The 24,670-nt window shown below is 61.7% G+C and carries 22 protein-coding genes; 14 read left to right on the plus strand and 8 right to left on the minus strand.

Going from position 1 to position 24,670, the window contains the following annotated elements:
* A partial coding sequence (locus tag AAFX91_RS21245) for a hypothetical protein (protein WP_394567752.1) occupies positions 1 to 193 on the minus strand: 193 nt, incomplete at its 3' end.
* 80 nt (positions 194 to 273) lie between these two features.
* On the opposite strand from AAFX91_RS21245, the gene AAFX91_RS21250 reads away from it, so the two are divergent.
* The 7 genes from AAFX91_RS21250 to AAFX91_RS21280 all read left to right on the plus strand — a co-directional run bounded on the left by AAFX91_RS21250 (position 274) and on the right by AAFX91_RS21280 (position 7,596).
* Entirely contained in the window at positions 274 to 1,296 is a 1,023-nt protein-coding gene (locus AAFX91_RS21250; protein WP_394567753.1) for a hypothetical protein, read from the plus strand.
* A complete protein-coding gene (locus tag AAFX91_RS21255) occupies positions 1,293 to 2,270 on the plus strand; it encodes an HAD family hydrolase (protein ID WP_394567768.1) in 978 nt (325 codons plus the stop codon). Before AAFX91_RS21250 ends, AAFX91_RS21255 begins: the two co-directional genes overlap by 4 nt.
* 37 nt (positions 2,271 to 2,307) lie before the next feature.
* Complete coding sequence (locus tag AAFX91_RS21260; RefSeq protein ID WP_394567754.1) at positions 2,308 to 2,724, plus strand: PEP-utilizing enzyme; 417 nt, start codon at positions 2,308 to 2,310, stop codon at positions 2,722 to 2,724.
* A 37-nt stretch (positions 2,725 to 2,761) separates the two neighbouring features.
* Entirely contained in the window at positions 2,762 to 4,171 is a 1,410-nt protein-coding gene (locus AAFX91_RS21265; RefSeq protein ID WP_130577579.1) for a hypothetical protein, read from the plus strand.
* 69 nt (positions 4,172 to 4,240) lie between these two features.
* Complete coding sequence (locus AAFX91_RS21270; RefSeq protein WP_394567755.1) at positions 4,241 to 4,813, plus strand: hypothetical protein; 573 nt, start codon at positions 4,241 to 4,243, stop codon at positions 4,811 to 4,813.
* Positions 4,813 to 7,308 (plus strand): pyruvate, phosphate dikinase, encoded by a 2,496-nt coding sequence (locus AAFX91_RS21275; protein ID WP_394567756.1) that lies wholly within the window; start codon positions 4,813 to 4,815, stop codon positions 7,306 to 7,308. Before AAFX91_RS21270 ends, AAFX91_RS21275 begins: the two co-directional genes overlap by 1 nt.
* A 3-nt stretch (positions 7,309 to 7,311) precedes the next feature.
* Positions 7,312 to 7,596 (plus strand): BMC domain-containing protein, encoded by a 285-nt coding sequence (locus AAFX91_RS21280; protein ID WP_130577576.1) that lies wholly within the window; start codon positions 7,312 to 7,314, stop codon positions 7,594 to 7,596.
* A gap of 43 nt (positions 7,597 to 7,639) precedes the next feature.
* On the opposite strand, the gene AAFX91_RS21285 is transcribed toward AAFX91_RS21280, so the two are convergent.
* Positions 7,640 to 8,959 (minus strand): phosphoribosyltransferase family protein, encoded by a 1,320-nt coding sequence (locus AAFX91_RS21285; RefSeq protein ID WP_394567757.1) that lies wholly within the window; start codon positions 8,957 to 8,959, stop codon positions 7,640 to 7,642.
* A gap of 218 nt (positions 8,960 to 9,177) precedes the next feature.
* Positions 9,178 to 10,080: a LysR family transcriptional regulator gene (locus AAFX91_RS21290; RefSeq protein ID WP_130577575.1), complete on the minus strand. Its 903-nt coding sequence runs from the start codon at positions 10,078 to 10,080 to the stop codon at positions 9,178 to 9,180.
* A gap of 102 nt (positions 10,081 to 10,182) precedes the next feature.
* Between AAFX91_RS21290 and AAFX91_RS21295 the strand changes: the two genes are divergently transcribed.
* Positions 10,183 to 11,142 carry an alpha/beta fold hydrolase gene (locus AAFX91_RS21295; RefSeq protein ID WP_394567758.1) on the plus strand — a complete coding sequence of 320 codons (960 nt, stop codon included), beginning with the start codon at positions 10,183 to 10,185 and terminating at the stop codon, positions 11,140 to 11,142.
* A 39-nt stretch (positions 11,143 to 11,181) separates the two neighbouring features.
* Here AAFX91_RS21295 and AAFX91_RS21300 read toward each other — a convergent pair whose 3' ends face one another.
* Positions 11,182 to 12,660, minus strand: coding sequence for an AMP nucleosidase (locus tag AAFX91_RS21300; protein ID WP_394567769.1), 1,479 nt, complete (start codon positions 12,658 to 12,660; stop codon positions 11,182 to 11,184).
* Positions 12,661 to 13,070: 410 nt separating this feature from the next.
* Here AAFX91_RS21300 and AAFX91_RS21305 point away from each other — a divergent pair, with 410 nt between their 5' ends.
* Positions 13,071 to 13,619, plus strand: a complete 549-nt coding sequence (locus tag AAFX91_RS21305; RefSeq protein ID WP_394567759.1) for an AMP-binding protein — start codon at positions 13,071 to 13,073, stop codon at positions 13,617 to 13,619.
* Positions 13,613 to 14,485 (plus strand): class I adenylate-forming enzyme family protein, encoded by an 873-nt coding sequence (locus tag AAFX91_RS21310; RefSeq protein WP_394567760.1) that lies wholly within the window; start codon positions 13,613 to 13,615, stop codon positions 14,483 to 14,485. The genes AAFX91_RS21305 and AAFX91_RS21310 overlap by 7 nt, the downstream gene beginning before the upstream one ends.
* A gap of 90 nt (positions 14,486 to 14,575) precedes the next feature.
* Here AAFX91_RS21310 and AAFX91_RS21315 read toward each other — a convergent pair whose 3' ends face one another.
* Positions 14,576 to 16,207 carry a M56 family metallopeptidase gene (locus tag AAFX91_RS21315; RefSeq protein ID WP_394567761.1) on the minus strand — a complete coding sequence of 544 codons (1,632 nt, stop codon included), beginning with the start codon at positions 16,205 to 16,207 and terminating at the stop codon, positions 14,576 to 14,578.
* A complete protein-coding gene (locus AAFX91_RS21320; RefSeq protein ID WP_394567762.1) occupies positions 16,207 to 16,587 on the minus strand; it encodes a BlaI/MecI/CopY family transcriptional regulator in 381 nt (126 codons plus the stop codon). Before AAFX91_RS21320 ends, AAFX91_RS21315 begins: the two co-directional genes overlap by 1 nt.
* 120 nt (positions 16,588 to 16,707) lie before the next feature.
* On the opposite strand from AAFX91_RS21320, the gene AAFX91_RS21325 reads away from it, so the two are divergent.
* On the plus strand, positions 16,708 to 17,271 hold the full coding sequence (locus AAFX91_RS21325) for an acyl-CoA thioesterase (protein ID WP_394567763.1): 564 nt from the start codon (positions 16,708 to 16,710) through the stop codon (positions 17,269 to 17,271).
* 72 nt (positions 17,272 to 17,343) lie between these two features.
* On the opposite strand, the gene AAFX91_RS21330 is transcribed toward AAFX91_RS21325, so the two are convergent.
* Positions 17,344 to 17,712, minus strand: a complete 369-nt coding sequence (locus tag AAFX91_RS21330) for a cupin domain-containing protein (RefSeq protein WP_394567764.1) — start codon at positions 17,710 to 17,712, stop codon at positions 17,344 to 17,346.
* Between the two features lie 413 nt (positions 17,713 to 18,125).
* Between AAFX91_RS21330 and AAFX91_RS21335 the strand changes: the two genes are divergently transcribed.
* Positions 18,126 to 19,436 (plus strand): threonine/serine exporter ThrE family protein, encoded by a 1,311-nt coding sequence (locus tag AAFX91_RS21335; protein WP_394567765.1) that lies wholly within the window; start codon positions 18,126 to 18,128, stop codon positions 19,434 to 19,436.
* Between the two features lie 151 nt (positions 19,437 to 19,587).
* Positions 19,588 to 19,965, plus strand: a complete 378-nt coding sequence (locus AAFX91_RS21340; RefSeq protein ID WP_245475729.1) for a hypothetical protein — start codon at positions 19,588 to 19,590, stop codon at positions 19,963 to 19,965.
* 1,561 nt (positions 19,966 to 21,526) lie between these two features.
* On the opposite strand, the gene AAFX91_RS21345 is transcribed toward AAFX91_RS21340, so the two are convergent.
* Positions 21,527 to 22,732, minus strand: a complete 1,206-nt coding sequence (locus tag AAFX91_RS21345) for an alkene reductase (RefSeq protein WP_394567766.1) — start codon at positions 22,730 to 22,732, stop codon at positions 21,527 to 21,529.
* Positions 22,733 to 23,347: 615 nt separating this feature from the next.
* On the opposite strand from AAFX91_RS21345, the gene AAFX91_RS21350 reads away from it, so the two are divergent.
* Entirely contained in the window at positions 23,348 to 24,370 is a 1,023-nt protein-coding gene (locus tag AAFX91_RS21350) for a c-type cytochrome (protein ID WP_394567767.1), read from the plus strand.
* The last annotated feature ends 300 nt before the right edge of the window (positions 24,371 to 24,670 follow it).

A 24,670-nucleotide genomic window follows, 5' to 3' on the forward strand; every position in this document is an offset into this window, starting at 1 on the left:
TCCTGCCACCCGAAAACTTGCCGATCCTCGAATGGCTCGGTATCAAAACGTCAAAATCACTGTGATGAACCACTAGATCGATATCGCCAGCGTTCAATCGCCGTCGTTTTCCGGATTGTGGGAGCGCATCGTCCTGAGCGTCATTCTCCCGGGCGGATAAAAAGACGCCGGGCGATTTATCTTGCGGGACCATGGCAACGCCTTCACTAAATGAAGAAGATGACGGTGCTCGCAGAAGGCGCCGCCAAGAGCGCCTGCTAGGGAGAAACAAAAATGATCCAAGACGAAGACGTCCATTTCCACAAAGCGGACGCTGGCGTCCCGAACTGGGCGGAGACCAACTTCTTCGGCTTCTTCAATGCTGAGGCCACGCTAAATGTGGGCGTCTATGCCCTGTTTCGTCCAAATCTTGGGATCGTCAGCTCCACGATCTGCATGAATTCGGGATTTGCCAACACGCCCTGGGAGGCGGACTTCTGCGATCTGCGGGCCTCGATCCCAATCCCCGAACCCCGTGACCTCAGCGATTTCTCGCTCGAGAACTCGCTGCGCATCAAGTGCCTCCGCCCGAACATGGACTGGCACATTGGATACGACGATGGCGAGGGAACGACGATCGATGTCGAGTATCGGTCGATCATGCTTCCCTTTGATATCCATGATCCCGTCATGGACCCGATGAAGGCGAAGGCGCTGAAGGAGGCTGAACAGGGCGGCAAATTTGCGTGGGGTACGGCCTACAACGGTCATTTCGACCAGACCGGACATTTCAAGGGCAAAGTCGCGGTCCGCGGCAAATCGTTCCCGATCGATTGTATCTCAACGATGGATCATAGCTGGGGCCCTCGTCCCGAGCGCGGCGCACCCAACATGAGCTGGCTGCACGCGCACTTCTCGCGGGATCTGGCCTTTCACGCCATCTTCAGCTTCGACCCAAAGACCAACGGGCGCGAATTGTCGCTCGCCCATGGCTACGTCGTAGAGAAGGGCAGGGTCTTCGGACTGAAGGCCGCGCACGGCACGACGAAGAGATCGCGCGACCGCTACGCGGACGAGGTCGATCTCGTCCTTGTCGATAGCAGCGATCGGGAATGGAGGTTGCGCGGCAAGGGATTGACCAGCTTTCCCTGGCAATGCTGGCCCAACATGGTGTCGTTCAATGCGCTGGCGCAATGGACCTGCGACAGCCTCACCGGCTACGGGGAAATCCAGGACTTCTTCGAGATGCCGCAGCTCACCGCGTTGAATTCCGAACCCGCGACGCGGGTTCGTGCTGGCGTGGCGGCATTGCCATGAGCGTGCGGGCCGTCCTTTTCGATCTCGACGGAACGCTGGTCCAGACCAGGGAAGCCTCATGGCGTGTGTTTGCGAAGACGAACGCGGCGCTTGCGCTCGGCATCAACACGCAGGCCGAGTTCTTTCGTCTGCTCGAAGACAACATGTTTCATGGCTTGCAGAAGCATTGCGGCGACGACAGATGGGCCAACGAAGCCGCCCAACATTTTCTCGAACTGCTGCAGCGTGAATACAATCCCGACCTCGTGCCGGGGATGGCCGACGTCATACGCGCGTTCGCCGGAAGCTGCTCCCTTGCGGTCATCTCGTCGAATTCCGTGGCGACGATCCGGCGCATCCTGGATCGGGAAAACCTCACGCACTGCTTCTCGCACGTCTTCGGCGGCGACGTCGAACAGGACAAGCGTGCATGCGTGAGACGTTTCCTGTCCGACCGGTCGTACATGGTCAACAGGAATTGCTCGCCGGCCTATCGCGAAGGCCACGAGCCGGAAGCGCCGAGCGCCGACCAGATCGCCCTGATCACCGATACTGTCGGCGATATCAGGCATGCGGTCGAATGCGGGATAAGGGCCATCGGCGTCGCCTGGGGGATGCATGCCGAACAGCAGTTGCTCGCGGCCGGAGCGGAGTTCGTTGCGGTGTGGCCGCAGGAGCTCGTTGCGCACCTTCTGCCCGGGGGCTTTGCCTCGAGTAGCTGCTCGATTGCGCCCGCCGCTGAGGCAGGTTCGATTACCCCTTGCTCCGGCTGTAGCTGCGGTTGCCAGGACAACGATGTGGCCGATGCCGCGGCTGAGCGCAGGCGGCGGAGGATGGCGGCAACCGCCATGCTCGATCAACGCGTGAGCTGCGGCATCGACAGACCTCGCGAGGAAGAGAATGTCGGCGCTCCGGTGGGCAGCGGCGCCGTCGACAAGATTCTTCTGGCCAGTTTACGCCGTCTGCAGGGCGGTGGCCGACCAGCGCTGCGATGACCGGGTTTCCAACGATAGCAACAGAGGGAGGAGTTTAATGAGCTATATCGCGGAAGGGTACAACAGCTTCGAGACCAAGAAAACGCTGTCCGGAATCGTGAAGTATCTTCCAGACCCGAAGTCCGTCATTGCGCTGATCCAGAGCGGAAAGCTGAAAGAGCACATCCTGCTGGTCCAGGGTGGAACGACGACCTTCCTTGCGCCGGCGCTGAGCTTGGGCTCCATCGGCGTGATCACGATGTCCGGTGCGCCGGAATCTCATCTCGGAATCCTGTCCCGCGAATTCCAGATGCCTTGCGTCATGACGGCCTACCTCACCGGCAGCGAGTCCCGCTACGTCACCGGCGGCAACAACGATGCCCACTTCGCAGCGATCATCAAGGCACTCGAAGGCAAGAAGGTGCAGTTGCATTGCGAAGACAGGGAAACGGGGCGCGTCGCTGTCATCGCCTGACTGCCCAATAAACAAATCTCAGTCGAGGAGGAAACGGATGTCTACCTACAAGGACCGCTACAAGTCGGCCGACGACGGTCTGCGATTTCAGGATCTGGTGTATCAGGGCAATTTTAGGGGTATGGACCCCGTGCCCGACGGCATCCTGGGCGATAAGATCCTGCGACAGCGCGCCAAGAGCAAGGTGCTGGAGAAGGTAAGCAAGGAAGACGTGCTCAGGGACCAGTTCACGGTCGACGAGCTGAATGATTTGAACAACTATCTCGCCTGGAACATCTGGGACGTGCTGGTGATGCGCGCCACCGAAGGTGTCTCGGGCATGATACCTCGTCAGGAATACGAGATCTTGGCCTTCATGCACGAATTCTATCGCTGGCCGGAAATCCTGGAGATGACGACCAACGAGATCGGCGCGCAAGGCGTCATGAATATCGGGGCGACGGCGAGACGAGAGATCGGCACCAAGGTGAACTGCGTCCACGACTGGTGCATCGGCGCGGTCGGTTTCGGAATGGGACGTTGCGGCCTGCTCGCGCTCGAGGCTATTCAGCCGCAGGACTACGTCCGCGAAAGCAACATCATCCTCAAATTCATGCAGCGCATTCTTTGGGGCAAGCGCCAGGACGGCTATATCCTGAACTCCCAGGATCGCTATCGCTGCCGAATCCATGAGAAGGATATCCTGGACCAACTGACCGGGCAGATCGAGTATTTCGACCCGGGCAGCGACACGCATGATGCGCTGGTGCGGTTCAATGCGGCCGCGGAACTGCTTTCGTTCCTGGATCACTATGATTGCCGCCTGGGACTGGGCGATACCGGTCCCTACGAGCTTCCGGACGGCAAGATCATGATCATCCGCGACCTCTTCACCAACGAGGAGGTCTATGACTGGAGCGACGTCTGCGACCACGAGAACGTGCCGCACTGCTACTCGCTGTGCCTCGTGATCGATCCGGACAAGATGGGTCTCTCGGAGATCCGGGTGAACGACATCTCCACCACGTTCACGCGTCCGAAGAACTACATCGAGCACATCATCGGCGGCGCGGTCTTTGTTCGCGAGAAATGGGACACGCCGATGGGTGAGGTATATCCCGTCAAGATCTCCGAGCTGGAGAAGCGGCTTGAGGGAATCCAGCAGGCGACATTCAAGCTCTATACGAAGTTCGCCCGCATGTCGCGGCGCACGCTGATCACCAACGGGCTGTACGTGTACTATATCGACATGATCCTGCCGCATCTTCGCCTGGCCGGGACCTACGACAAAGCCTGCAAGGACTACGAGTTCTGGGAGATCGACCAGCGCATATCGAACTACTACTATGACATCGTGAAACGTGGCTTTGCGCAGGCGACGGTGCCGCAGAAGATCTTCTCGGGCGAGGGATATCTTCCCTTCCCTGATAATGTGAGCCTGACCAGATCGAAGTATTTCTGGAAATAGCGCTCAAAGCACAGGGACGGGCGAGGCGCGCTTTGCCTCGTTCGTCCTTCGCAGTCGACCGGACAGGTAATGAAAGATCTCAACGAACAAGACTTTGTCGTGCTCAATGGCGTCCATCTGAAGAAGATGGCAACCGCCGAGGAAATCGCAGATGCGGTCGGGCTCGACGTTTCGACAGTCGAATTGGTGCTTGACGCGGCCGCCGGCACCGGCCTCTTGATGGTCGCCGAAGGAAGGCACCTGCTCTTGCCGGAGGGGACGAGTGCGGTCCACGACTATTACCGGACAGCCTATGAGGCGATGCGTTCCAACCAGGTCGTTCTTGCATGGTACGAGCGCTTCGAGACCGTCAACGAACAGTTCATCAAGCAGGTGAGCGAGTGGCAATCAGCCGACGGCGACGAACGCATTCAATCGCGTCTGATCAGAACGGTGGAGCGCCTGACCAAGAACCTGCAGGAGCTCATTCCGCTGATTCCCAGATATGAGAACTACGTCAGCCGGTTCGGCAACAGCGTCGCCAGGGTCGACCACGGCGAGAAGGATTTCGTCTGCAAGCCGACGATCGACTCCGTTCACAATATCTGGTTCGAATTCCACGAGGATATCCTCTCGGTCATTGGGCGCCCGCGGGATACATGATGCAATTGCGTGTGATGGCGAATGTGATGGATGACAGCTTCGTTCGGGAAGTGACGGACAGGGACGTCGAGGACGCGCTGCGGTTCGGAGGCAAGGCAAGCGGGCTGGCAAAGATGGCGCGTGCGGGAATACCCATTCCTCCCGCGTTCGTCATTGGCGTCGATGGCTTCCATCAGTTTCGGACCAATGGCGGAAAGATCGACCAACGCCTCCTATCCGAGATCCACGATGCGATCCGCGCTCTGGAAAACCAGTCTGGCCGTTCATTTGCCGGCAGAGTTCATCCCTTGCTCGTCTCGGTCCGCTCTGGGGCGCCGGTCAGCATGCCCGGAATGATGGATACCGTTCTCAATCTCGGGCTGACATCCGCGTCGGCGTTCGCGCTCGCGGGCGGTCCCGGAGGAAGCGGCTTTGCGCTCGACACCTGGCTGCGGTTCTGGCGGATGTTCGCCGACATCGTGTTGGGGATCGATCCATCCGAGCTGATGCAGTCCGTGAAAGACGCGGAGTCGATGGCGCGGAACGATCTCACGCTTGCCGCCTTCGAGAATCTGGAACGCTGCATTCTCGATCAGATTGAATCGGCAGGTGAGACGGCGAGTGCTGATCCGTACCGGCAACTCGAGCAAGCCGTGGAAGCCGTCTTCCGGTCCTGGGATAGCGCGCGGGCGAAGGCTTACCGGAAGCACCATGGAATCTCCGATGATCTCGGCACCGCGGTGACGGTTCAGGCCATGGTCTTCGGAAATGCGGATGAAAACTCCGGGTCTGGCGTGGCGTTCACCCGCAATCCGAACGATGGCAACAAAGCCCTTTATGGCGAGTATCTTATCGGCCGGCAGGGAGAAGACCTGGTATCTGGAACGCATACGCCGATCGATCTGTCCGAAGCGAGCGCGCTTGACGCCGGCCTGCGGCAAGCCTTCGAGCGGCACAGTGAGACACTCGAACGGCTCTATGCGGATGCCGTGGACATCGAATTCACGGTCGAATCCGGACGGCTATATTTCCTGCAGGTGAGACCAGCGAAGCGAACCGCGGCCGCCGCTATCAGGATCGCGGAGGATCTGGTTGCGGAAGGGGTTCTCGAGAGGAAGGCGGCGCTGGCGCGGATTACGTCTGAGCAGGTCAGAAAAGTGTCGCGACCGTCTTTCGACGAGGCGGATCTCGCAAAGGCCGCCTTGCTGACGCAGGGGCTCGGATCGTCGCCAGGACACGCCCACGGGGCCGTTATCCTTGACGCCGATCGCGCGGCCGACAGAGCCTTGGCCGGTGAGGCCGTCATTCTCCTGCGTCCGACGACGAGCCCGCAGGACATCAGGGGAATGCTTGCCGCGGGCGGGATCATCACTGCGCGAGGCGGGGCGCTCAGTCACGCCGCCGTGGTTTCCCGCGCGCTCGACCGGCCCTGCATTGTCGGTTGCGACGCGATCGATATCGACCTCAAGCGCAAGACGTTCTCGATCGCCGGCCGGATTTACCATGAGGGCGATCAAGTTTCGATGGATGGAAGCACCGGAAAGGTGTTTGCGGGTGCGGTCAAGCTGAAGGCTGCCGGCGCGGGCCTGCCCGCCCTCAGGCGCATTCTGGAATGGGCGGATGAGAAGTCCGAAGCGTCGGTCTGGATCTCGCCCAAATCGAGCGACGAACTGATCGAATCGACTGAGGCGGGTGTCCCGAGCGGCAGCGTCGTCAGCGTGACCGACCTCATCATTGCGAATGGCCGCATCGGCCGGTTTGTCGAATTGACGGTTGCCGCCGGTCCGCCGAATCCGCCGCGCGGCATAGCGGAGGAGATCCGTGCGATCGTGTGTGAGGCCTGTGCCCCGGCGCTTGCGGGAGCTTCGGGACGCGTGCTGCAGTTTCGGCTGCCCCGCGTGAGCTCGGACCGCGCGCGGCGCTTGATCGAGAATTGGCAGGAGCTGCCGCCGGGCTTCTTCCTGCCTCTCGGCTCCATGACCTATCTGCGCGCGATTCTGCTGGGAATATCGGCCGCGGCAGAAAGGGCCAGGCACGAAGGCGCCGCCGTGCTGATCGGCGGCATCTCAGCTTGCTCGGAATTTGCGACTTTCCAGCGCGAAGCCGAACAGGCGGGGCTGCGTGCGGGCGCCATGATCCAGAACGTGATGGCGCTTGACGACATCGTTCAGATCACGGAGACCGGCGCGCCGATCTGGGTCGACGCCGGGGATATCGTCCGCACGGTGTGTGGTCTCCCGATTGAAGTGCAGCAATCGTTGGATGTGCTGGACCAGTACGCGAACGAAAAGCTCATTCGAGCGAATCCTTTCCGGCGCCTTCCGCCCTATGTGGCGAACCTGCTGTCGGCAGCCGCCATGGCTGCAGAGCGGGGCGCTTCCTTAGGGATTGAGGGCAGCACAGTGCCGCCTGAACTGCTGGTCGAGCTTCATCGCATCGGATTCCGCCGCTTCTCGGTCCCGGTAGGACGGCGCGACGAAGTCCGCTTTTCGCTCGGACGCTTGCAGAAGGAGTAAGCCATGGCGTTGCAGGCTCTTGGTTTGGTCGAGACGCGAGGATTGGTGGCCGCCATCCAGGCCGCCGACGCCATGGTCAAGGCGGCCAATGTCAAGCTCGTCACCCGGCAGCAGCCTGGCGGCGGGCTCATATCGATCATCGTGCAGGGTGACGTTGGAGCGGTGAAGGCCGCCGTCGATGCCGGCGCGGCGGCTGCGAGCCAGATCGGAAAGGTCGTTTCCACACATGTCATCCCGCGTCCACACGACGGGATGGAGGATATCCTGGAGAGACCACCGGTTCGATAGGGCGCACCTTTCCTGAACTTGACGGTACGCCCGATACGGACGCTCACGCACGGCCGCCATTTCCCTTGGCGCGGCGCAGCAGCTCCACCACTTCCCGATCCGAGATCTGGTTGAAATCCCGGTAGTGCATGCCGACTGCGAAGAACGACTCAGGAGTCATCAGGCAAATGATGTCGTCCGCCTCCGCCTTCAGGCTCACAAGCGTTTCGGTCGGAGCGACCGGCACCGCGAGCACGAGCCGGCGCGCACCTGCCCTGGAGAGCGCCTTGAGCACGGCCCTCATCGTTCCACCGGTCGCGATGCCGTCGTCGATCACGATCACGGTGCGGCCGGCAATGTCGACGGGTGGCTCGCTGTCGCGATAGAGGCGCCGCCGCCGCTCGATCTCGGCGAGCTGGCGGGATGTCTCCGCCTTGAGATAGCCCGCGCCAGGCTCGATGGCGCGAACGATCTCGTCGTTCATCACCACCTGCGGCTTGGGACCGTCGACCACCGCGCCGAGTCCGAGCTCTTGATGACCGGGCGCACCGATCTTGCGTACCAGCACGACATCGAGCGGCGCGTTCAGCGCCTGCGCGACCTCGAATGCGACCGGCACGCCGCCGCGCGGCAGTGCCAGCACCACCGGGTTGTCGTTCTTGAACTTAATGAGCGTGGGCACGAGCCGGCGTCCGGCCTCGCGCCGGTCGGCGAAAATGCGCTCGTCGCAGGTTCCCGTCAGCGGCGATGACAGGAAACGGCGGAACCAGCGTTTGGCATGCTCGATGACCTCCTCGAGCGCGCCGGGCTCTTCAAACAGATGACTGGCTCGCGGCACGATGACCAAATCCTTCTCGCAGGAAAGCGCGGCGAAGGCCGCACGGTTGAGCGGAATGACCGGCAGGTCGGCGCCGCCCACGATCAACAGCGTCGGCGCGGTGACGGCGCGCAGCGCCTCTCCAGCCAGATCGGGCCGTCCGCCGCGCGAGACCACCGCGCCGACATTCTGCCGTTCGGCCGCGGCGACCAGTGCGGCCGCGGCCCCGGTGCTTGCACCGAAATAGCCGACGGGAAGGGTTGCGAATTCGGGCCTGGCACGAACCCAGTCCGAGGCCTCGGCGAGGCGTGACGCCAGCAGACCGATATCGAAAACGTTGCCGCGGTTGCGGTCTTCCTGCTCGCTGAGGAGATCGAGCAGCAGGGTGGCAAAACCAGCCTCGCGCAAGCCCGCCGCCACCTGATTGTTGCGCGGGCTGTTGCGGCCGCTGCCGCTGCCATGCGCGAAGATCACGATGGCAGTCGCGCCCTCGGGCGCGTCCAGTATGCCGGCGAGATGATGCGGACCGATGTTGACGTCGCTGATCTGCGCTCGTCCGCCCGTCATGATCAGTCCTCGGCAGGAGAAAGGGCCACGTTGCGTTCCCTCTGCGACTGTAACTCAGGCCGGAGGTGGATGTTCCTCCGCATCCCATGTGCCGCTGTCGGTGAGAATCTCTCACCGCCACTCGGCGCAGCGAGGGAAGCACCAAGAAGGATCGGCCGACATTCCGCGGAAAACCTCCCTCGCTCCCCTTTTCAGCCGCCTTCATGGGAAGAGCGCGCTCACGTGATACCCTCGACAGCGCGCAGCGCGGGTACCACGAAGTCGATGAAGGCGCGCACTGCAGGTCTTAGGAAGCGCGACGTCGGATAAGCCACGTAGAGTTCGCTCGCTCGAATCTCGTACTGCGGCAGCACCTGCACCAGACGTCGCGCACGCAGTTCTTCCGTCACCAATGGAAGCTGTACCGGACCCAGGCCGCGGCCCGCCAGCAAGGCCGCAATAAGGACCCGTGCGTTGTTGGTCTTCAGCACGGGCTGGACTGGCACTTCGATGGTTCTGGCGCCGTTGGAGAGCGTCAGTGTTCCTCGACGAGATAGCACCGCGTCAGTGACAACGAGCGCATGGTCCGTCAGTGCCTGGCAGCGCCGGACCGGTCCATGCTCTGCTATGTACTCAGGTGTCGCAACCAGGATGCGCTTGATGAGGCCCACCTTGCGCAGGACGGTACTTTGGTCCATCGGGCGTCCGATGCGAACCGCCAGGTCAATGTCTTCATGCACGAGGTCCGCCGCCCTGTTTTCCAGCGTGAGGTCGATCGATACGGTCGGGTGCTGCTTTTGGAAGTCCATGACGATGCGGTGCAGATGGCTTTCACCAAGGCAGACGGGGCCGTGAATGCGCAGCTTGCCACCGACTTCGCCCATATCACGGCGCACCATCTCCACCGCCGCATCGATGGCGGCCAGAGAGGTTCCGCCTGCTTCATAGAGCATCAGGCCTTGCGGGGTTGGGCGCACCGCGCGCGCGGTCCGCTCGAGCAGGCGCGCACCGGCGTGCTGCTCAAGGTTACGCAACAGCTTGCTCACCGCGGGCTGTGAGACGCCCAGGTCACGAGCAGCGGCGGTGATGGAGCCGCGCTCGACAGTGCGCACGAAAGCACGAAGGGCGGCGGTCAGATCCATTCATAACACCTGGTTATGCAGATCATTCGCTCATAGCGGATAGACGCGGTGCGGTCCATGATGAACATTCCGCGCAAGAACTCGGCCAAGATGAGGTGCACGATGGAGCTCGACCGGCGATCGCTGTTGTTCGGAGGATCACAGATGCTGCTCGCGGGCGCGGCCGCGACGGGACTGCAGTCCGTCTCTGCTCAAGAGAAGCTCGATAGCGCGGAGCCCACTAAGATACCGGCCGGGATGTCTAGTCGTTTCGTCGATGTGAATGGCATCCGCATGCACTACGTTGCCATGGGATCCGGCCCTGTCCTCGTTTTGCTGCACGGGTGGCCCGAGACTTGGTTTGCCTGGCGCGGCATCATGCCGCGACTGGCCCGGAAGTTCACCGTGGTTGCGGCTGACCTGCGTGGGTCCGGACTATCGGAACGCACCGACGCTGGATACGACAAGCAGACGATTGCCGAGGACATACGCGCATTGATCGCTCACTTGGGACCCGCTCCAGCCCACGTGGTCGGTCACGATATGGGCGGCAAGGCGGCCTATGTCCTCGCCCACCTTTACCCGCAAGCCGTTTCCAGGCTGGTGCTCGTCGACTGCCTGCTTCCGGGAACCGAGAATTTGGACGCCCTGCGCGGTGGAGCCTGGCACTATGGATTTCACATGGCGCCGGAGTTTCCGGAGATGCTGACCATGGGGCGAGAGCGCGACTACATCCGCGCGCAGATTCGGGCCTGGTCGCACAACAAGATGGCCATTTCCGAGGATGCCATTTCAGAGTTCGCCTATCATTACGCCCGCCCCGGCGGAATGACAGCCGGGTTCAACTACTATCGAGCGCTGCGCCAGGATGCGCGGTTCGCCGAGGCGTTGCGCGGACGCAAGCTGACGCCACCTGTGATGACCATCACCGGGCGTTATGGCGTCGGCGACAAGCTCGCCGAATCCTTGCGCGGTCAGGCTGCCGATCTCACGAGTGTCGTCGCGGAGGATAGCGGTCATTTCGTTGCCGAGGAGGTTCCGGATTTCTTCTGCGAGAAGCTGGAGACATTCCTGGTGGGTTGAAGCTTGATGACGTGGACAAGCGGCGCGAAATCTAACGCGTTACTGAAACGCGACCTCGGCGAAACTCCGGAGCTTGCGCGAATGCAGGCGCTCCAATTGTTGCTCCCGCAATCTCTCGAGCGCCTTCAGGCCGATCTCGAGATGCTGGCCGACGCGCTGCCGATAGAACTCGCTCGCCATGCCCGCGAGCTTGATCTCGCCATGCAAAGGCTTGTCCGAGACGCACAGCAGCGTGCCGTAGGGAACGCGGAAACGAAAGCCGTTGGCGGCGATCGCCGCCGATTCCATGTCGAGGGCGATCGCGCGAGATTGCGACAGACGCCGAATGACCGAGCGATCGCCGATCTCCCAGTTGCGATTGTCCACGCTTGCGACCGTTCCCGTGCGCATCAACCGTTTCAGCTCGAAGCCTTCGAGCCCGGTCACTTCACCGACCGCCTCCTCGAGCGCGACCTGCATCTCGGCCAGCGCCGGTATCGGCACCCAAAGCGGCAGCTCATGGTCGAGCACGTGATCCTCGCGCACATAGCCATGCGCGAGCACGTAGTCTCCGAGCCGCTGCGTATTCCTGAGACCGGCGCAGTGTCCCAGCATCAACCAGGCGTGCGGCCGCAGCACCGCGACATGGTCGGTGATGTTTCGTGCATTGGACGGACCGGTCCCGATGTTGATCAGGGTAATGCCCCGATAGCCGGCCTCGACCGAATGAAAGGCCGGCATCTGCGGCATGCGTTCCGGTGCGATCCCGGTCGTGCCGCCGCCAAGGCGCGCATTGCGCGTGATCACGTTCCCCGGGCCGACGAAGGCGTCCGGGCCGATCTGGCCTGAAGCCAGACGCTTCTGGCTCAGCTCGGCGAACGCATCGATGTAGAATTGGTAGTTGGTGAAGATCACGAAGTTCTGGAAGTGCTCCGGATCCGTGCCGGTGTAATGATAGAGCCGGCGCAATGAATAATCGACGCGCGCCGCACGGAACAATGCCAGCGGCTCGGGAGCGCCAGGCGCGAGCTCGAGCGTGTCATTGGCGATCGCGTCGTCGATGGCGGCCAGGTCAGGCACATCGAAGTGATCGCGCAGCGATCGCATCACGTTCGACTTGTCGCCGGGAGAGAGTGCGGCTTCGATGTTGATGTCGCGACGATAGGCGAAATGAATCGGGATCGGCTCGTTCGATTCGCCGATTTCCACCGGTACGCCATGGTTGTCGATCAATCGCCCGATCTGCTCGGTGAGGTAGGTGCGGAACAGGTCCGGTCTCGTCACACTGGTTTCATACACCCCCGGCCTTGCGACGAAGCCGTAAGCGAGGCGCGAATCGACCCGCACATAGGTCGAGGTTGCAATGCGCACGAACGGATAGTTGGCGCGCACGCGCGCCGTGAGCGGCCCGCCATTGGCGTAGGCCTCGAAGTGGTCCCGCAGGAAGGCGGTATTGCGTTCGTAAATCTCTTCCAGTCGGGCGACCGCTGCAGCGGCGTCCGTGAACGCTTCGGTTGTAATCCGCGGCGGGGTCAGCATGGTGAGGGCGGAGCACATTGTCGTTACTATGGCAGATTCTCAGGAGCAAAAAAGGGGGAACGCCGGCGCGAGTTGCGCAAGCGCCTCCGCCGCTCGGCGGCACGGCTTGCGCTGCGATCGCAAGGGTCACGTGCAATTGAGCGTCCTGCCGGCCTGTTCCGCCAATTGCTTACAATCGAAACCGTTTTCGCCGGCATCTGAAACAGTGCGGTAGCACCCCCCGCACAATCTCGCTGCTCTATTAAATGTAAGGAGAGCAGGCGATGAAACCCACGCCGATCGAAGCGTAAAGGGAGCAGGCGGAAGGTCCGGCCAAAAAGCGCAGCGTTCGTCTTTCACGAGAAAGTGTGGACTTACGAGCAGATTCTGATCGAGGCCGAACGTCTTGCGCGGGGAATGGTCGCTCACGCGTGAAGCCGGGCGATCGCGTGGCCATGCACATGATGAACCGCCCCGAATTCGTCGTGGCCTATTATGCCTGCTTTCTCGTAGGCGCGATCGTGGCTCCCTTGCGGACCGCCTTCAAACAGGCCGAGCTCGAGCCGCTTCTGCGGCGGTTGAGGCCGGCGCTCCATATCGGCGAAACCGCACTCTACGGCAATGTGGCCGCTATCGATGGCGAGGTCCTGCCGCGCGACCGGCGCTTCCTGGTCGAGACAGGGTCCGGAGTGAATGACGGATTGCCGCTGCAGCAATTGTTCGATGACGCCGGCCGCGACGACTTGCCGTCCTCGCCCGCAGCGGATCAGCCTGCGGTGCTCATCACCACGTCAGGCACGACCGGCGAACCCAAGTTCGTCATTCACACCGCGTCCAGCCTGGCGGAATCGGTGGACCTCATGAGGAACAATTGGGAACTTGCGGGACAGGACGGCATCGCCATGCCCTTGCCCCTGGCGCATATGAGCGGGACTGCCGTTTTCTCGGTGTGTATCTATAGCGGCACCCGTTCGTGCTGATCGAGAGCTTCGACGCCGACACCGTGCTCGATGCGATCGAGAAGTACCGTTGTACCTTGCAAATCGGTTTTCCCGCTCAATATGCCGCGCTGCTTGAGCGCCAGCGCGCCCGACCGCGCGACCTGAAGTCGCTGCGCTATTGCCTGACCGGAGGCGATTCCTGTCCGGTGGAGCTGCAGCAACAGGTCACGGCCGCTTTCGGTGCTCCGCTCTATAACGTCTGGGCGGCGACGGAAGCCGTCGGCAATCTCGGCTACGCTCTGCGGCCCGGTCCCGTAATGAGGATCACGAGGCCAGCGGAAGTCCGGGTGGTCGACGACGATGGCAAGGATGTCGTCGATGGCGAACCCGGCGAGCTCCTGGTCCGCGGTCCGAATCTGTTCGCCGGCTACTGGAACGATTTGAGGGCGACGGCGGAAAGCCTGAAGGACGGCTGGTATCGCACCGGCGACCTGGTGCGGCGAGATGGGCAGGACGAACTCCTGTTCGTTGCGCGCAAGAAGGACATCATCATTAGCGGCGGCACCAACATCTCCCCTATCGAAATCGAGCAGGCGGTCGCCGCCCATCCCTCCGTCAAGGAAGCGGCCGTGGTCGGTGTGCCGGACGCCGTGCTCGGACAGCGCGTGATCGGCTTCATCTCGCTCGCGAAGGGAAAGAGCGAGCAAGTCGTTCCCGGCATCCTCAGCGACGTGGCGACCCGGCTTGCCGCCTATAAGGTGCCTGAGCATCTCATCGTGCTCGACGCCTTGCCGCGCAATGCGCTGAGCAAGGTCGACCGGAACACGTTGCAGGCGATGGCGATCGAGGGCGACAAGGTGTCCCGTTCCCGGGCAGACGAACAACCATCGCGGCGCGCGAGCTAGGCCGTTCGCGCATTCCGGAATAATGACAAGGTCGTTGGCGGATTAGCGAAGGCTAGCCCGCCGACGCCATTTGTGTGGTGGACTACGTCGCTACGGTCCGCCCTGGACCAAGAGTCCTGCGATCTTTCCGTCCGGCGCCAGCGTAATCCTCCAGATCGATAGGCCATTGGCATATTTGGCCTCGTACACATCCCAGCCGCTGCTACCCACTCCCCTGAAGGAGATCGATTGCAATTGTCCCGATTGTTCCAGGCCGCGCTGGAGCCCAGTCAATTGCTGACGGGTAGCGACTGCCAATTCCGGCGTCATCGCGTCGTAGTTCGGCTGCCCGGCCCGAATAGCTTCGATCGTGCGACGTAACGCCGCCTCGCTGCCCGGTTGGGCGGTGCCGTCCTTTATTCGCTTCGCAAGCTGCTCCGCCACTCTGTCGGCTTCGGCCTTGTCCACCCGTTTTGCCAATTGCTCGTGACCGTTCTGATGGAGCACCAGCGCTGCAGCCTTCCCTTGCGGGTCGGTGACGAAGGAAATCTGCGCGTGGACGACCTTGGCAAAGAATTTGGTGGGGCTCTCGGGATAGAATTGCACCGGCTGCTGCCCCGTGAGCTGTGCGAAGAGCTGATCCCCTTGCCGCGTGACCGTGAAGATCAACACCGCCCGCTGATAATAGCCAACGTAATTGTCGAGTAGCTTTGCGTCGATCGGGACCTCCGTGCGCGGCTGTTCCTGCTCTGCCTTACGCTTGGCCATCGTGTCGGGATCGAGTGTCGTCGCATCGTTATCCGCTTTCGGAGGCGAGGGGGCCTGCGCCACTACGCCGGACGAGACTGCCACCAGCGGCAGGACGCAGGCGATGATCGCCGCGCGCGCCTTCCAGTCGATCTTCCTCGGCAGCCGCGTTTCCACCAGGAGCTGTTCGACCCGCCGCGCGACGGTCTCCGCTCTCGCCATCGCCAGGTTGGTCGAACCGCTTGGTCCACGTCCCAGCCGGACGAGAAGCTCAGCATAGCGTATGCGATCTTCGATGTCCTCGATCGCCGCAGCGTCGCTTCTGACCTCCGCCAGGTAGATGATCCGGCTGTTGACCCACCACGCTAGCGGATTGAACCAAAACACGGCCCTGTTGATTGCCGCCAGCAGCAGAACATAGAAATCGCCTCGACGCACATGCGATTCCTCGTGGACCATGATTGCGCGTCGGTCCAGGGCATCCCAGGTGCCGTAGTGCTCGGGCAGGAGGATGGTCGAGCCGAATGTTCCGCGTGCCTTGATGGCAGGGCTCGAACGCACGTCCTTGCCTGCAGTCCAATCCTCGTAAACCGGATCAGCCGATATTTGCAGCCGCCAACTGAGCGCCGTGCCGATCGCCAGTCGCAGCAGGAGCCAGCCGGCAACCAAAAGATAGATCGACGTGGCAAGCAACCGCCAATCGAAGTGCTGCGATATCGTGCCATGCTGCCCGACGGAAGCGGGAGCAAGGTCGGAAGCGAGGGAGGAGATCGACATGTCTCCCGTCAGGACGAGGAGAGCCGGTGGGATGTCAGCCCCGACAGTGAACATCGGCCGGCCGACTATAAGAGGGGATGCAAGAGAGGCGATCAGCACCAGCCGCCATGTCGACATCAGGATATGCGGATTAAAGATGCGCAGCGCCTTCAAGCCGATCCAGATCGCCATGATCAGGACGGACGAGCGGATCGCGGCTTCAAGGACGATTGCCAACATTACTTCCTCTCGTTCTTTGCCTGTCCAATCTTCTTCGATAATTGCTCGAGCTGCTTCTTGTTCAGCATCTTGGCGTCGACGATGCCAACGAGCACATCTTCGATCGAGCCGTTGCAGAACCAGTCGGCGATGCGCCGGACCGCCTTCGCCGCCACCTTCCGGCGATCCTGAACGGGACGAAACAGAAATGTTCGCCCCTCGACGTCGTGCGTGACGAAGCCTTTCTCCTCCAGCCTGCGCAGCACCGTGCGGACGGTGGATTCCTTTAGCGGCCGATCCAGCCGCTCCCGCACCGCTTCCGCGGTGATCGGCGCATGAGCCCAGACGAGCTGCATCACCTCTCGTTCGAGCTCGCCGAGCTCCGGCAGATCATCATCCATTTTATTGCGACCCATGATAACGTTACAGCGTGTAGCATATAGCGACCGAACAGTCAATGATCATGCCCGCACCGTCCCGCGGCGCGGAGACGCCATGTCTCTGCCGCGGGGTGCGAGTGCATGCTGCTTCCAGGACTCAAGGGACGGCCACGCCAGAGCCATCACGGGCAGATTGTCCACGGGCAGCTCACATCCGTCGCGATCGTGATATCAGAGGATGGACGATACTTCGTGGAAGGAGGAAGCATGCGCCGGGATTTCTGGTTCCATCATCCGTTTCGGGTACGCTATTCCGAGGTCGATGCGCAGGCCGTGGTGTTCAACGCGCACTACCTGACTTATTTCGACACGGCGATCACCGAGTATTTTCGCGCACTCGGCTATGACTATCTCGGCGAGGTCGCAAGGACCGGCGTCGATTTCCACCTTGTGAGGTCGGTCGTCGAATACAAGGCGCCGATCCGGTTCGACGAGGAGGTCGATGTGTGCGTGCGGGTCGCGAGGATCGGCCGATCCTCGATCACGCTTGCGCTCGCAATTTTCGCCAAGGGCAGCGACGATCTCCGCTCCACCGGCGAAATCGTGTGGGTATGCACGGACCAGCGGACCCATAGCTCGGTTGCCGTGGCGGAGCCGTTGCGGGCGCTGATTGCAAGCCGCGAAAAGGCCCTCGCTCAGGCGTGATCGGCGGGCGCCGGCGGGCGCGCGCCAGCCGGCCGGTGTCGCGCCTGGTTGCAGGTGCAAGCTGATCGCGGATCAGACCGCGACATTGCGGTCCTCGTCGACGACGGTCAGCCGGACATTGCCCTGCAGAATGTAGGCCCACTCCGCTTCCTTGTGCCAATGCAGTTCGCGCACCACGCCCGAATCGAGGCGCATGTTGATGCCGGCCATCGATTTGGCGACCGGCAGTTCGCGCACTGTCACCTCGCGTGCCCAGCCGCCGTCCTCCAGGCGGTTGTGGGCCATGCCGAAGGAGAATTTGAGATTCGGGAGCGAGCCGTTGTCGGTTTCCGGCGGCGTGAGGATATCGGGGTTCTGGTTGTCGAGCAGGGCGTTGCGGGGACCCGGATCGGTTGCGCCTTTGGCGCCGCGGATAGGCTGCCTTAGATGGCTGTCGGACATGAATTTCTCCCTGACGTGATGAACGATGAGGTGCGAAATGCACTCGCTTCGCGGCGAGCGTGCCAAGCTATGCCGAGGATGCGGGGAAATATTTCCGCGACGCACGCCTTTTGCCGAAATGCCACAATCGTGGCGGATCATTTGAGCGGCGCTAGAGCATTATCCGGAAAAGTGGAAACCGGTTTTCGCGACAAACGCGAAGCGTTTGCGCGGAGATCATGCTCAAACAAAGAGCTGAGATCATGATCCGATTCTGTCTAATCGGATCATGATCTATGCTTCGCCGAGCGGCCTCGCGGTCATCATCGGGCCATTCGGAAAACGGCTATGGAAATCGGAAAGATCAGGTGCGAGGCGGGCGGTATCGCTGTTCCGATGCGCGTTCGATCGAAGATCCGGATTTCGTTGATGCAATGAGCCAGCCGGCTGACATGGCTGCCGCCGCTCGAAGCCCGGACCTCGATCCGGCGCGCGCGCTCGATCTGCTGGTGACGGTTGCGACATTGCTGTTCGCGAACGGCCAGACGACCGAGCGCACGACCGAATGTGTCGAGCGGCTGGCGACAGCGCTCGGCTTTTCTGCGCGGGTCTTTCTGCGCTGGGACGAAGTGACCGTCGCGATCGAGAATGGCGGCGGAGCGGCGAGCACGACCGTCGAAGCGAGGCCGGTCGGCATCGAGATGGGAAAGGTCGCTGCCGCAACCGCGTTGATTGACGACTTCTGCGATCACCCCTCCGCGCCAGAACCGCTGCGGTCCGCGCTAGCGCAGGTGCAGGCCCACCCGCCCGTCTCGCTCATTCGCTTCGCAACCTTCGCCGCCATCGGCGCCGCTGCGCTCGGCATCATCTTCGGCGCCGCCCACCTGGCCAGCCTGATCGTCATCGCTGTCAGCGCCGGCCTCGGCGCCTGTCTGCGCCGCTGGATTGCTGGATGGAGCCATAACCCGTTCGCCCAGCCGCTCGCCGCTGCGCTGCTCGCCGGCGCGATCGGCGCGCTGGTCGTCGATCTCCAGTTCTCCTCCAGCCTGCAGCGGCTGGTCGCGGTCTGTCCCTGCATGGTGCTGGTGCCGGGCCCGCACGTCCTCAACGGCACGATCGACCTTGCGCGTGGACGCCTGGCGCTCGGGATCTGCCGGGTGGTCTATGCGAGCCTGATCATCTTCGCGATCTGCATCGGCCTGCTCGCCGGATTGTCGTTCGGCGGGACCAACCTGCCGGCATCGGCGCCGTCGCCGCCGGTCCCTTTGATCTATGACGTGATCGCTGCGGGTGCGGCGGTGGCCGCCTATGGTATCTTTTTCTCCATGCCATGGCGGATGCTGCCGGTCCCGATCCTGATCGGGATGTTCGCCCATGGCGTGCGTTGGGCGCTCTTGGCCAAGGCTGGCGTTGGCCTGGCGGGCGGCGCCTTTATCGCCTGCCTCATTGTCGGAGCGATCACCACGCCTGTGGCAGAACGTCTCAGGTTGCCCTATGCGGGGCTTGCCTTTGCATCGGTGGTTTCGCTGATCCCGGGCGTGTTCCTGTTCCGGATGGCGGATGGGCTCCTCGAACTCGTCGCGAGCGGGGGTAACGTTTCCTCGAGTTTGCTGCAGGCAACGCTTGCGGATGGAATCAATGCCTTCCTGATCACGCTTGCGATCACCCTGGGGTTGATCTTGCCGAAGATGTTGATTGGGTATCGTTTCAACAAACGGTTTACTGGGAGCGGCCGAAGCGCGTAGAATTTGAATCGCATCCCTGCGCAAGACATACGCTTTTGCAATCTGTGCACTATATTGATGGGGTGCCGCTATCGTAACTGTCGAGCAGGTGATTGGGATGCGCCTATTATTGCTTATCAATTTGACGGCCGTTGCCGTGGCGGGAGTCGCCATGGCTCAGACCGACGAGCCGCCGATGTCCCTTCCGCCCGTAAGCGTCGATCCGCAGCGGAATAATTTGCCGCCGGCTCTCGACCTCGGGCCGCAGCAGGGATCAGGAAACAACAGCGTCGTCCGCGGCAATGCCGGCAACGCCGGCAATGCCAAAGGCGGCTATGACGATCTCAACAAACGCTTGATGGGCGAGGTCAACAAGGTCAATCCTCCGGTCACGAATCAGGCGCCAATCGATGCGCGATCGCCGGACATCCGTGTCGGCGTCATCAACATACCGGCGGTCCAGCAGCAGTACGGGCAGAATTTCGGCATTTCGGCCCGGCCGTACCGCCCGCCGCCGCTTGTCTACTCGGCCCCTTTGGGACGGCATTAGACGTTTAAGCAGAAGGCGCCTGAGCGGCACGGGTTGCTGACCTGCCGCTCAGGCTCGATCGGTGGCGTCCTGGGTTCGCAGGGGACGACTATCGGTCGCTATCGATCATTGCTGCTTTCTCTGATTGTCCTGGTCAGCGTCTCGCGGATGCGGCGATGACTGATCCGCCGGACCTCCAGTGTCGCGACTCGTTACCACCGACGGACGAACATGCTGTTGACGCTGCTCTCGCGCGCTGCTTGTGCTGTGTGCCCTAAAGCGAATTACGGGTCTGGTCGGATGAGAACGTCAATACTTTCAAGTTCGTTGATTAAACGGATCTGGAGTCTGGTTTAGGTAAACTCCGACTCCCCCATCGTCCGACGTTGTCGAATTCCGAGTCCCGTCGGACCGTCAGTGGGGCCGGGCTTGGTAGTAACCGGACATTCGGCCGGACGGACAAGTCTGAGAAGAGCCAATAGCAGTCCCTTTCGTCCGGATCAGCGAGTGCTGCCGTCGCCAACGAGATGCTCGCGCAAGAATCTGATGATGCTCGCGTTGAAGTCACGATAGGCTTTCGCTCTGCGATCGGTTGGCACCCTTGTCGCCGGGATAATTGATGGCAGCTACGACAAATCCTGCGTCGGCGAGTGCCTGCCCAACGTCATCGTGACCGCCGAACCAACCGCCTCGGCCAAATGGCGACATCGAGCCTCCAATTTTACGTTTAGCTTCGTATTTTCCTTAACACGCCTCCGCTAATGTCTCAGGATCAAGCTGGAGGTGGTACCTACGGCCCTGGCGCTGGTCTCGCAATAGGCATCCTAGCGTCAGCGTTGATCCAATGCCTTCACGCTCACTGGATCGCCACCAAAGTCTGTGCAGCCGTGGGCGCTGTTCTTGCGCTGCTAGTTCTCACTGCGCCGGTCCTGGCTTGCCGCGGCCCCCAATCCGAACAGACGATCCTGCTCGATGCGATCCCGCCAGCAGCAGAAGGGAGCGAGGTCATCGCCAGGGTCGAAATCCTCGAGGTGCACATCCGCGAATTACCGGGACTGCGGCCCTTTCATGTGGCTCGTGCACGCGTCCTGCAATCAGTCCGAGGCACTGCGGACGGACAGATCGTCGAAATTTATGCCGAGCCGACCTCATGCGGCGGTGGCCTCGATCAGAGCGCGGTTGGACGCAAGGGTTTCATCGCCGGGCGCTTCCAGCCGATCGCCGATGAAACCTTCTTTAACCCATTCGCCTCGCCCTTGGCGCGCGCCCGTCGGCCGCACGCCAGCCCTTCGACGACCGCAAGCGTCAAAAACTCACGCCGTCGCATACCCGCTCCCGAGTATCAGAAAGGCACTTTAACCTCTCGATTGGAGCTTCGGGAAGAGGCCGAGGGGCGTGAACATATGCCATTCACTTGCGCCCGATGTCCATTTCGGTTAGTTCGCCGCATGTCTGCTTGCCTCCTGACAGCGGCGGAATAGCGGGCATCTGCCAACCGCTGCGTGAGGCCAGAAGCAGGCATTCCTTCGGTTGCTTTTATCCCAACGCCGGTACGGACTGTGCCGCACTGGTCGGAGGGGCGTTAGCGCCATCGGTCGTCCACGCAGGCTTTCGGTTGCTCGCCTCGCTCCTGCGCAAGCGACGGATAGTCGGTATAGCCTTTGGCCCCGCCGCCATAATAGGTGGATTGATCGTCGGCATTGAGGCCCGTGCGCATACGCAACCGGTCCGGCAAATCCGGGTTGGCCAAAAACTTGCGGCCAAAGGCGATCAAATCCGCCTTGCTTTGTTCGAGCCATGCTTCCGCGGTGTCTCGATCAAAGCCGCCGGCTACGATCAACGTTCCGCTATATTTTTCCCGGATGAGCGCAAGCATCTGCTCAGCGCCGGCGTCCGGCGCCTTGCCTTTCTCGATCGCGGCGAGACCCGGATTCACGATATGCAGATAGGCGAAACGAAGGCCGTTGAGAAGTTGCGCTATGGTGCCGAAGGTCACCTCCGGCTCGGCGTCGCTCATATCGTTGAAACTGCCAAGGGGTGACAGGCGCACGCCGACCCGGTCTGGGCCCCAGATTTCGCTTACGGCTTCGACCACTTCCATCAACAGCCGCGCCCGATTGCCCACCGCCCCTCCGTAGGCGTCGGTCCGATGGTTTGTGCCTGAACTGATGAACTGATCTATGAGATAGCCGTTGGCGCCGTGCACCTCTACACCGTCGAAATTGGCGGCCATGGCGTTTCTCGCGCCATGCGCATATTGCTGGACGATGTACGGCATCTCCTCGATCTGCAACGTTCGCGGCCGAACGAACGGCACCAATTGACCTTCGCCCCGGTCATTCTCGATAAACGCGTCGCCGGCCGGGGTAATGGCCGAGGGGGCGACCGGCAGCATGTGATCCGGCTGCAATGCCGGATGTGAGATGCGTCCGACATGCCAAAGCTGCAGGAAGATGCGGCCGCCGGCAGCGTGCACCGCGTCGGTTACCAGTCGCCAGCCTTCGACCTGTTCACGGCTGTGGATACCCGGTGTCCAGGCATAACCCTGCCCTTGCATCGACACCTGGGTTGCTTCGCTGATAATGAACGCGCCTGAAGCCCGTTGTGCGTAGTAGCAAGCGTTGAGCGAGCTCGGCACGTTCCCGGGTTGACGAGCGCGGGAGCGCGTCAAGGGCGCCATGACAATCCGGTTCGGCAGAGTGAATGGACCGAGCCTGTACGGTTGAAAGAGTAGTTCCGCCACCGCCTGTTGTGGGCGGACCGCTTCGGCGACCGACGTTGGAGCCATTGTCTGGGTCCTTTCAGGGGTTGAATCGCATGCGACACCCGAAAACGCGACGAGGCGGACGAGGGTTCCTCAAGGCACTATAGCTGGTGCCGTCCCCATCGGTTACAAGCACGATGTGACCTCGGCCTTCCCGGCCAGCGCGCCGATCGATGACGGCCGCCTCATCCGCCTGCCCATCAATTGCGCGGCGGCGATGCTGAAGCGGCTGTCAGTGTGGCGCCGCCTCCCGCGCGGTTGCAGCCCTTATTCGGCATCTGGCAGCATGACGGATGGACCGCTCTGGGTCACGAGCGTCGCCCTACAGGCGTCGGCCTTCGATTTCCGCTGTGCCCCGTTAGCGACCGAGGATGCGCGGCGGTGCAGTATGTCGCGAAAGGCCAGGGCTGCGATCCCGCCGAAGAGACAGGAATGATGAGCCCGACAGCAGACGTCCTCTTATGGCCAATTCGCGTCATAAACGATCGCTCGGGGGCAAGAGAATGAAATGGTATTATGGCTGATGGTCTGGCCACCGTTCTGACGCTCGAGCCGGCCGGATCTGGAAGTGCATTGCGATTTGCTGCCAACGTTAGCCGACATCAACTTCGGCGAACCAGGTTTAATGCGGAGTGCACTATGAAACGCTCTTGGCTCTTTTTGCTCGCGGCGATGTTGTGCACCACGGCATCGATAGCAGGCCTTAATCGCTCGATCGCGGGGAGTAACGACATCGATCTCACCCAGTGGACGTCTCCTGATATCACCACTGTCGCGGACGATCCGTTTGGCACCCTCGTTAAATATGGGCACGCGCTTTTCACGGATACCGCGAATGAGATCGGGCCAAAGGTGTCGGATCCAGCAAGACGCTTCGCTGGCAACAATCTCGCGTGCCAAAACTGCCATCTGCAGGGCGGGACCCAGCCATATGCCATGGCGCTCATAGGCGTTTGGGGACAATTCCCGCAATACCGCGCGCGGGAAGGGGCGGTCGACACTCTCGAGGATCGCATCAATGGTTGTATGGAGCGCAGCATGAATGGCCGAGCGCTGCCGCTTGAGAGCCGCGAAATGAGGGCGTTTTCAACTTATATGCGCTGGCTGTCGACCGGCGTTCCCGACGGCGCAAAGCTTAAGGGCGCTGGCACGTTGAGGATCAAAGAGCCAGCGCGCGCTGCCGATGCCGCTCGCGGCGCGGAGGTTTTTTCGCAGATATGCGCCGCTTGCCACGGCGCGGATGGCTTGGGGCAACGCGCCCAAACCGGCGCGGGATATCAGTTCCCTCCGCTCTGGGGTCCCGACAGCTACAACAACGGCGCTGGAATGAGCCGCCTTTTGACCGCCGCCGCTTATGCGATGCACAACATGCCCATCGGCACCGCGTTCAACGCCCCGGTGCTCACGGACGAGCAGGCCTATGATGTCGCGGCCTACATCATCAGCCAGAAGCGGCCAGAGAAGGCAAACCTCGAGAAGGATTTTCCGATCCGACTCCAAAAGCCGATCGATACTCCATATGGCCCGTACGTCGACGGTTTCAGTCTGGAGCAGCACAAATACGGTCCATTCGGGCCGATCCGCTCAAAAGTGGAGGAGCTTGCCACGGCGTCGCGCACTGCAAATGCAGGTGAGCCGGACAATGGGTCGGGAGCGAGGTAGCCAACAACGACGCAGTCGACATCAGAACCCGCATAGCTGCGTCGGGCCCCGATTGTCTTCAAAAACGGACGGACAGCAGAAACGCCTCAGAAGGGCGCCAAGCGGACATCTGCCCGATGTGCCAAGGTCTGCAGTGGGTCAAAATGCGACTTACATCCTGCGTCTGCTCTTGGGGCAAAGCGGACTTCAAGGTCAGCAAGTCGAGGGTGGGTAACCGGGAGGGCCCTAGGCCGTGTGGACAGTTACCTTATCCAGAGCAGAGTGGCGGCAATGGCGACGACGGCGAAGTAGTTTCGCGCG

Source organism: Bradyrhizobium sp. 31Argb (genome assembly GCF_043638955.1).
Lineage (GTDB): Bacteria > Pseudomonadota > Alphaproteobacteria > Rhizobiales > Xanthobacteraceae > Bradyrhizobium.

Excerpts from the sequence above, each read along its gene's own strand:
- AAFX91_RS21250 (WP_394567753.1), top strand. The coding sequence starts at position 274 with ATGATCCAAGACGAAGACGTCCATTTCCACAAAGCGGACGCTGGCGTC.
- AAFX91_RS21255 (WP_394567768.1), top strand. The coding sequence starts at position 1,293 with ATGAGCGTGCGGGCCGTCCTTTTCGATCTCGACGGAACGCTGGTCCAG.
- AAFX91_RS21260 (WP_394567754.1), top strand. The coding sequence starts at position 2,308 with ATGAGCTATATCGCGGAAGGGTACAACAGCTTCGAGACCAAGAAAACG.
- AAFX91_RS21265 (WP_130577579.1), top strand. The coding sequence starts at position 2,762 with ATGTCTACCTACAAGGACCGCTACAAGTCGGCCGACGACGGTCTGCGA.
- AAFX91_RS21270 (WP_394567755.1), top strand. The coding sequence starts at position 4,241 with ATGAAAGATCTCAACGAACAAGACTTTGTCGTGCTCAATGGCGTCCAT.
- AAFX91_RS21275 (WP_394567756.1), top strand. The coding sequence starts at position 4,813 with ATGCAATTGCGTGTGATGGCGAATGTGATGGATGACAGCTTCGTTCGG.
- AAFX91_RS21280 (WP_130577576.1), top strand. The coding sequence starts at position 7,312 with ATGGCGTTGCAGGCTCTTGGTTTGGTCGAGACGCGAGGATTGGTGGCC.
- AAFX91_RS21285 (WP_394567757.1), bottom strand. The coding sequence starts at position 8,959 with ATGACGGGCGGACGAGCGCAGATCAGCGACGTCAACATCGGTCCGCAT.
- AAFX91_RS21290 (WP_130577575.1), bottom strand. The coding sequence starts at position 10,080 with ATGGATCTGACCGCCGCCCTTCGTGCTTTCGTGCGCACTGTCGAGCGC.
- AAFX91_RS21295 (WP_394567758.1), top strand. The coding sequence starts at position 10,183 with ATGGAGCTCGACCGGCGATCGCTGTTGTTCGGAGGATCACAGATGCTG.
- AAFX91_RS21300 (WP_394567769.1), bottom strand. The coding sequence starts at position 12,660 with ATGCTGACCCCGCCGCGGATTACAACCGAAGCGTTCACGGACGCCGCT.
- AAFX91_RS21315 (WP_394567761.1), bottom strand. The coding sequence starts at position 16,207 with ATGTTGGCAATCGTCCTTGAAGCCGCGATCCGCTCGTCCGTCCTGATC.
- AAFX91_RS21320 (WP_394567762.1), bottom strand. The coding sequence starts at position 16,587 with ATGGATGATGATCTGCCGGAGCTCGGCGAGCTCGAACGAGAGGTGATG.
- AAFX91_RS21325 (WP_394567763.1), top strand. The coding sequence starts at position 16,708 with ATGCTGCTTCCAGGACTCAAGGGACGGCCACGCCAGAGCCATCACGGG.
- AAFX91_RS21330 (WP_394567764.1), bottom strand. The coding sequence starts at position 17,712 with ATGTCCGACAGCCATCTAAGGCAGCCTATCCGCGGCGCCAAAGGCGCA.
- AAFX91_RS21335 (WP_394567765.1), top strand. The coding sequence starts at position 18,126 with ATGAGCCAGCCGGCTGACATGGCTGCCGCCGCTCGAAGCCCGGACCTC.
- AAFX91_RS21340 (WP_245475729.1), top strand. The coding sequence starts at position 19,588 with ATGGCTCAGACCGACGAGCCGCCGATGTCCCTTCCGCCCGTAAGCGTC.
- AAFX91_RS21345 (WP_394567766.1), bottom strand. The coding sequence starts at position 22,732 with ATGGCTCCAACGTCGGTCGCCGAAGCGGTCCGCCCACAACAGGCGGTG.
- AAFX91_RS21350 (WP_394567767.1), top strand. The coding sequence starts at position 23,348 with ATGAAACGCTCTTGGCTCTTTTTGCTCGCGGCGATGTTGTGCACCACG.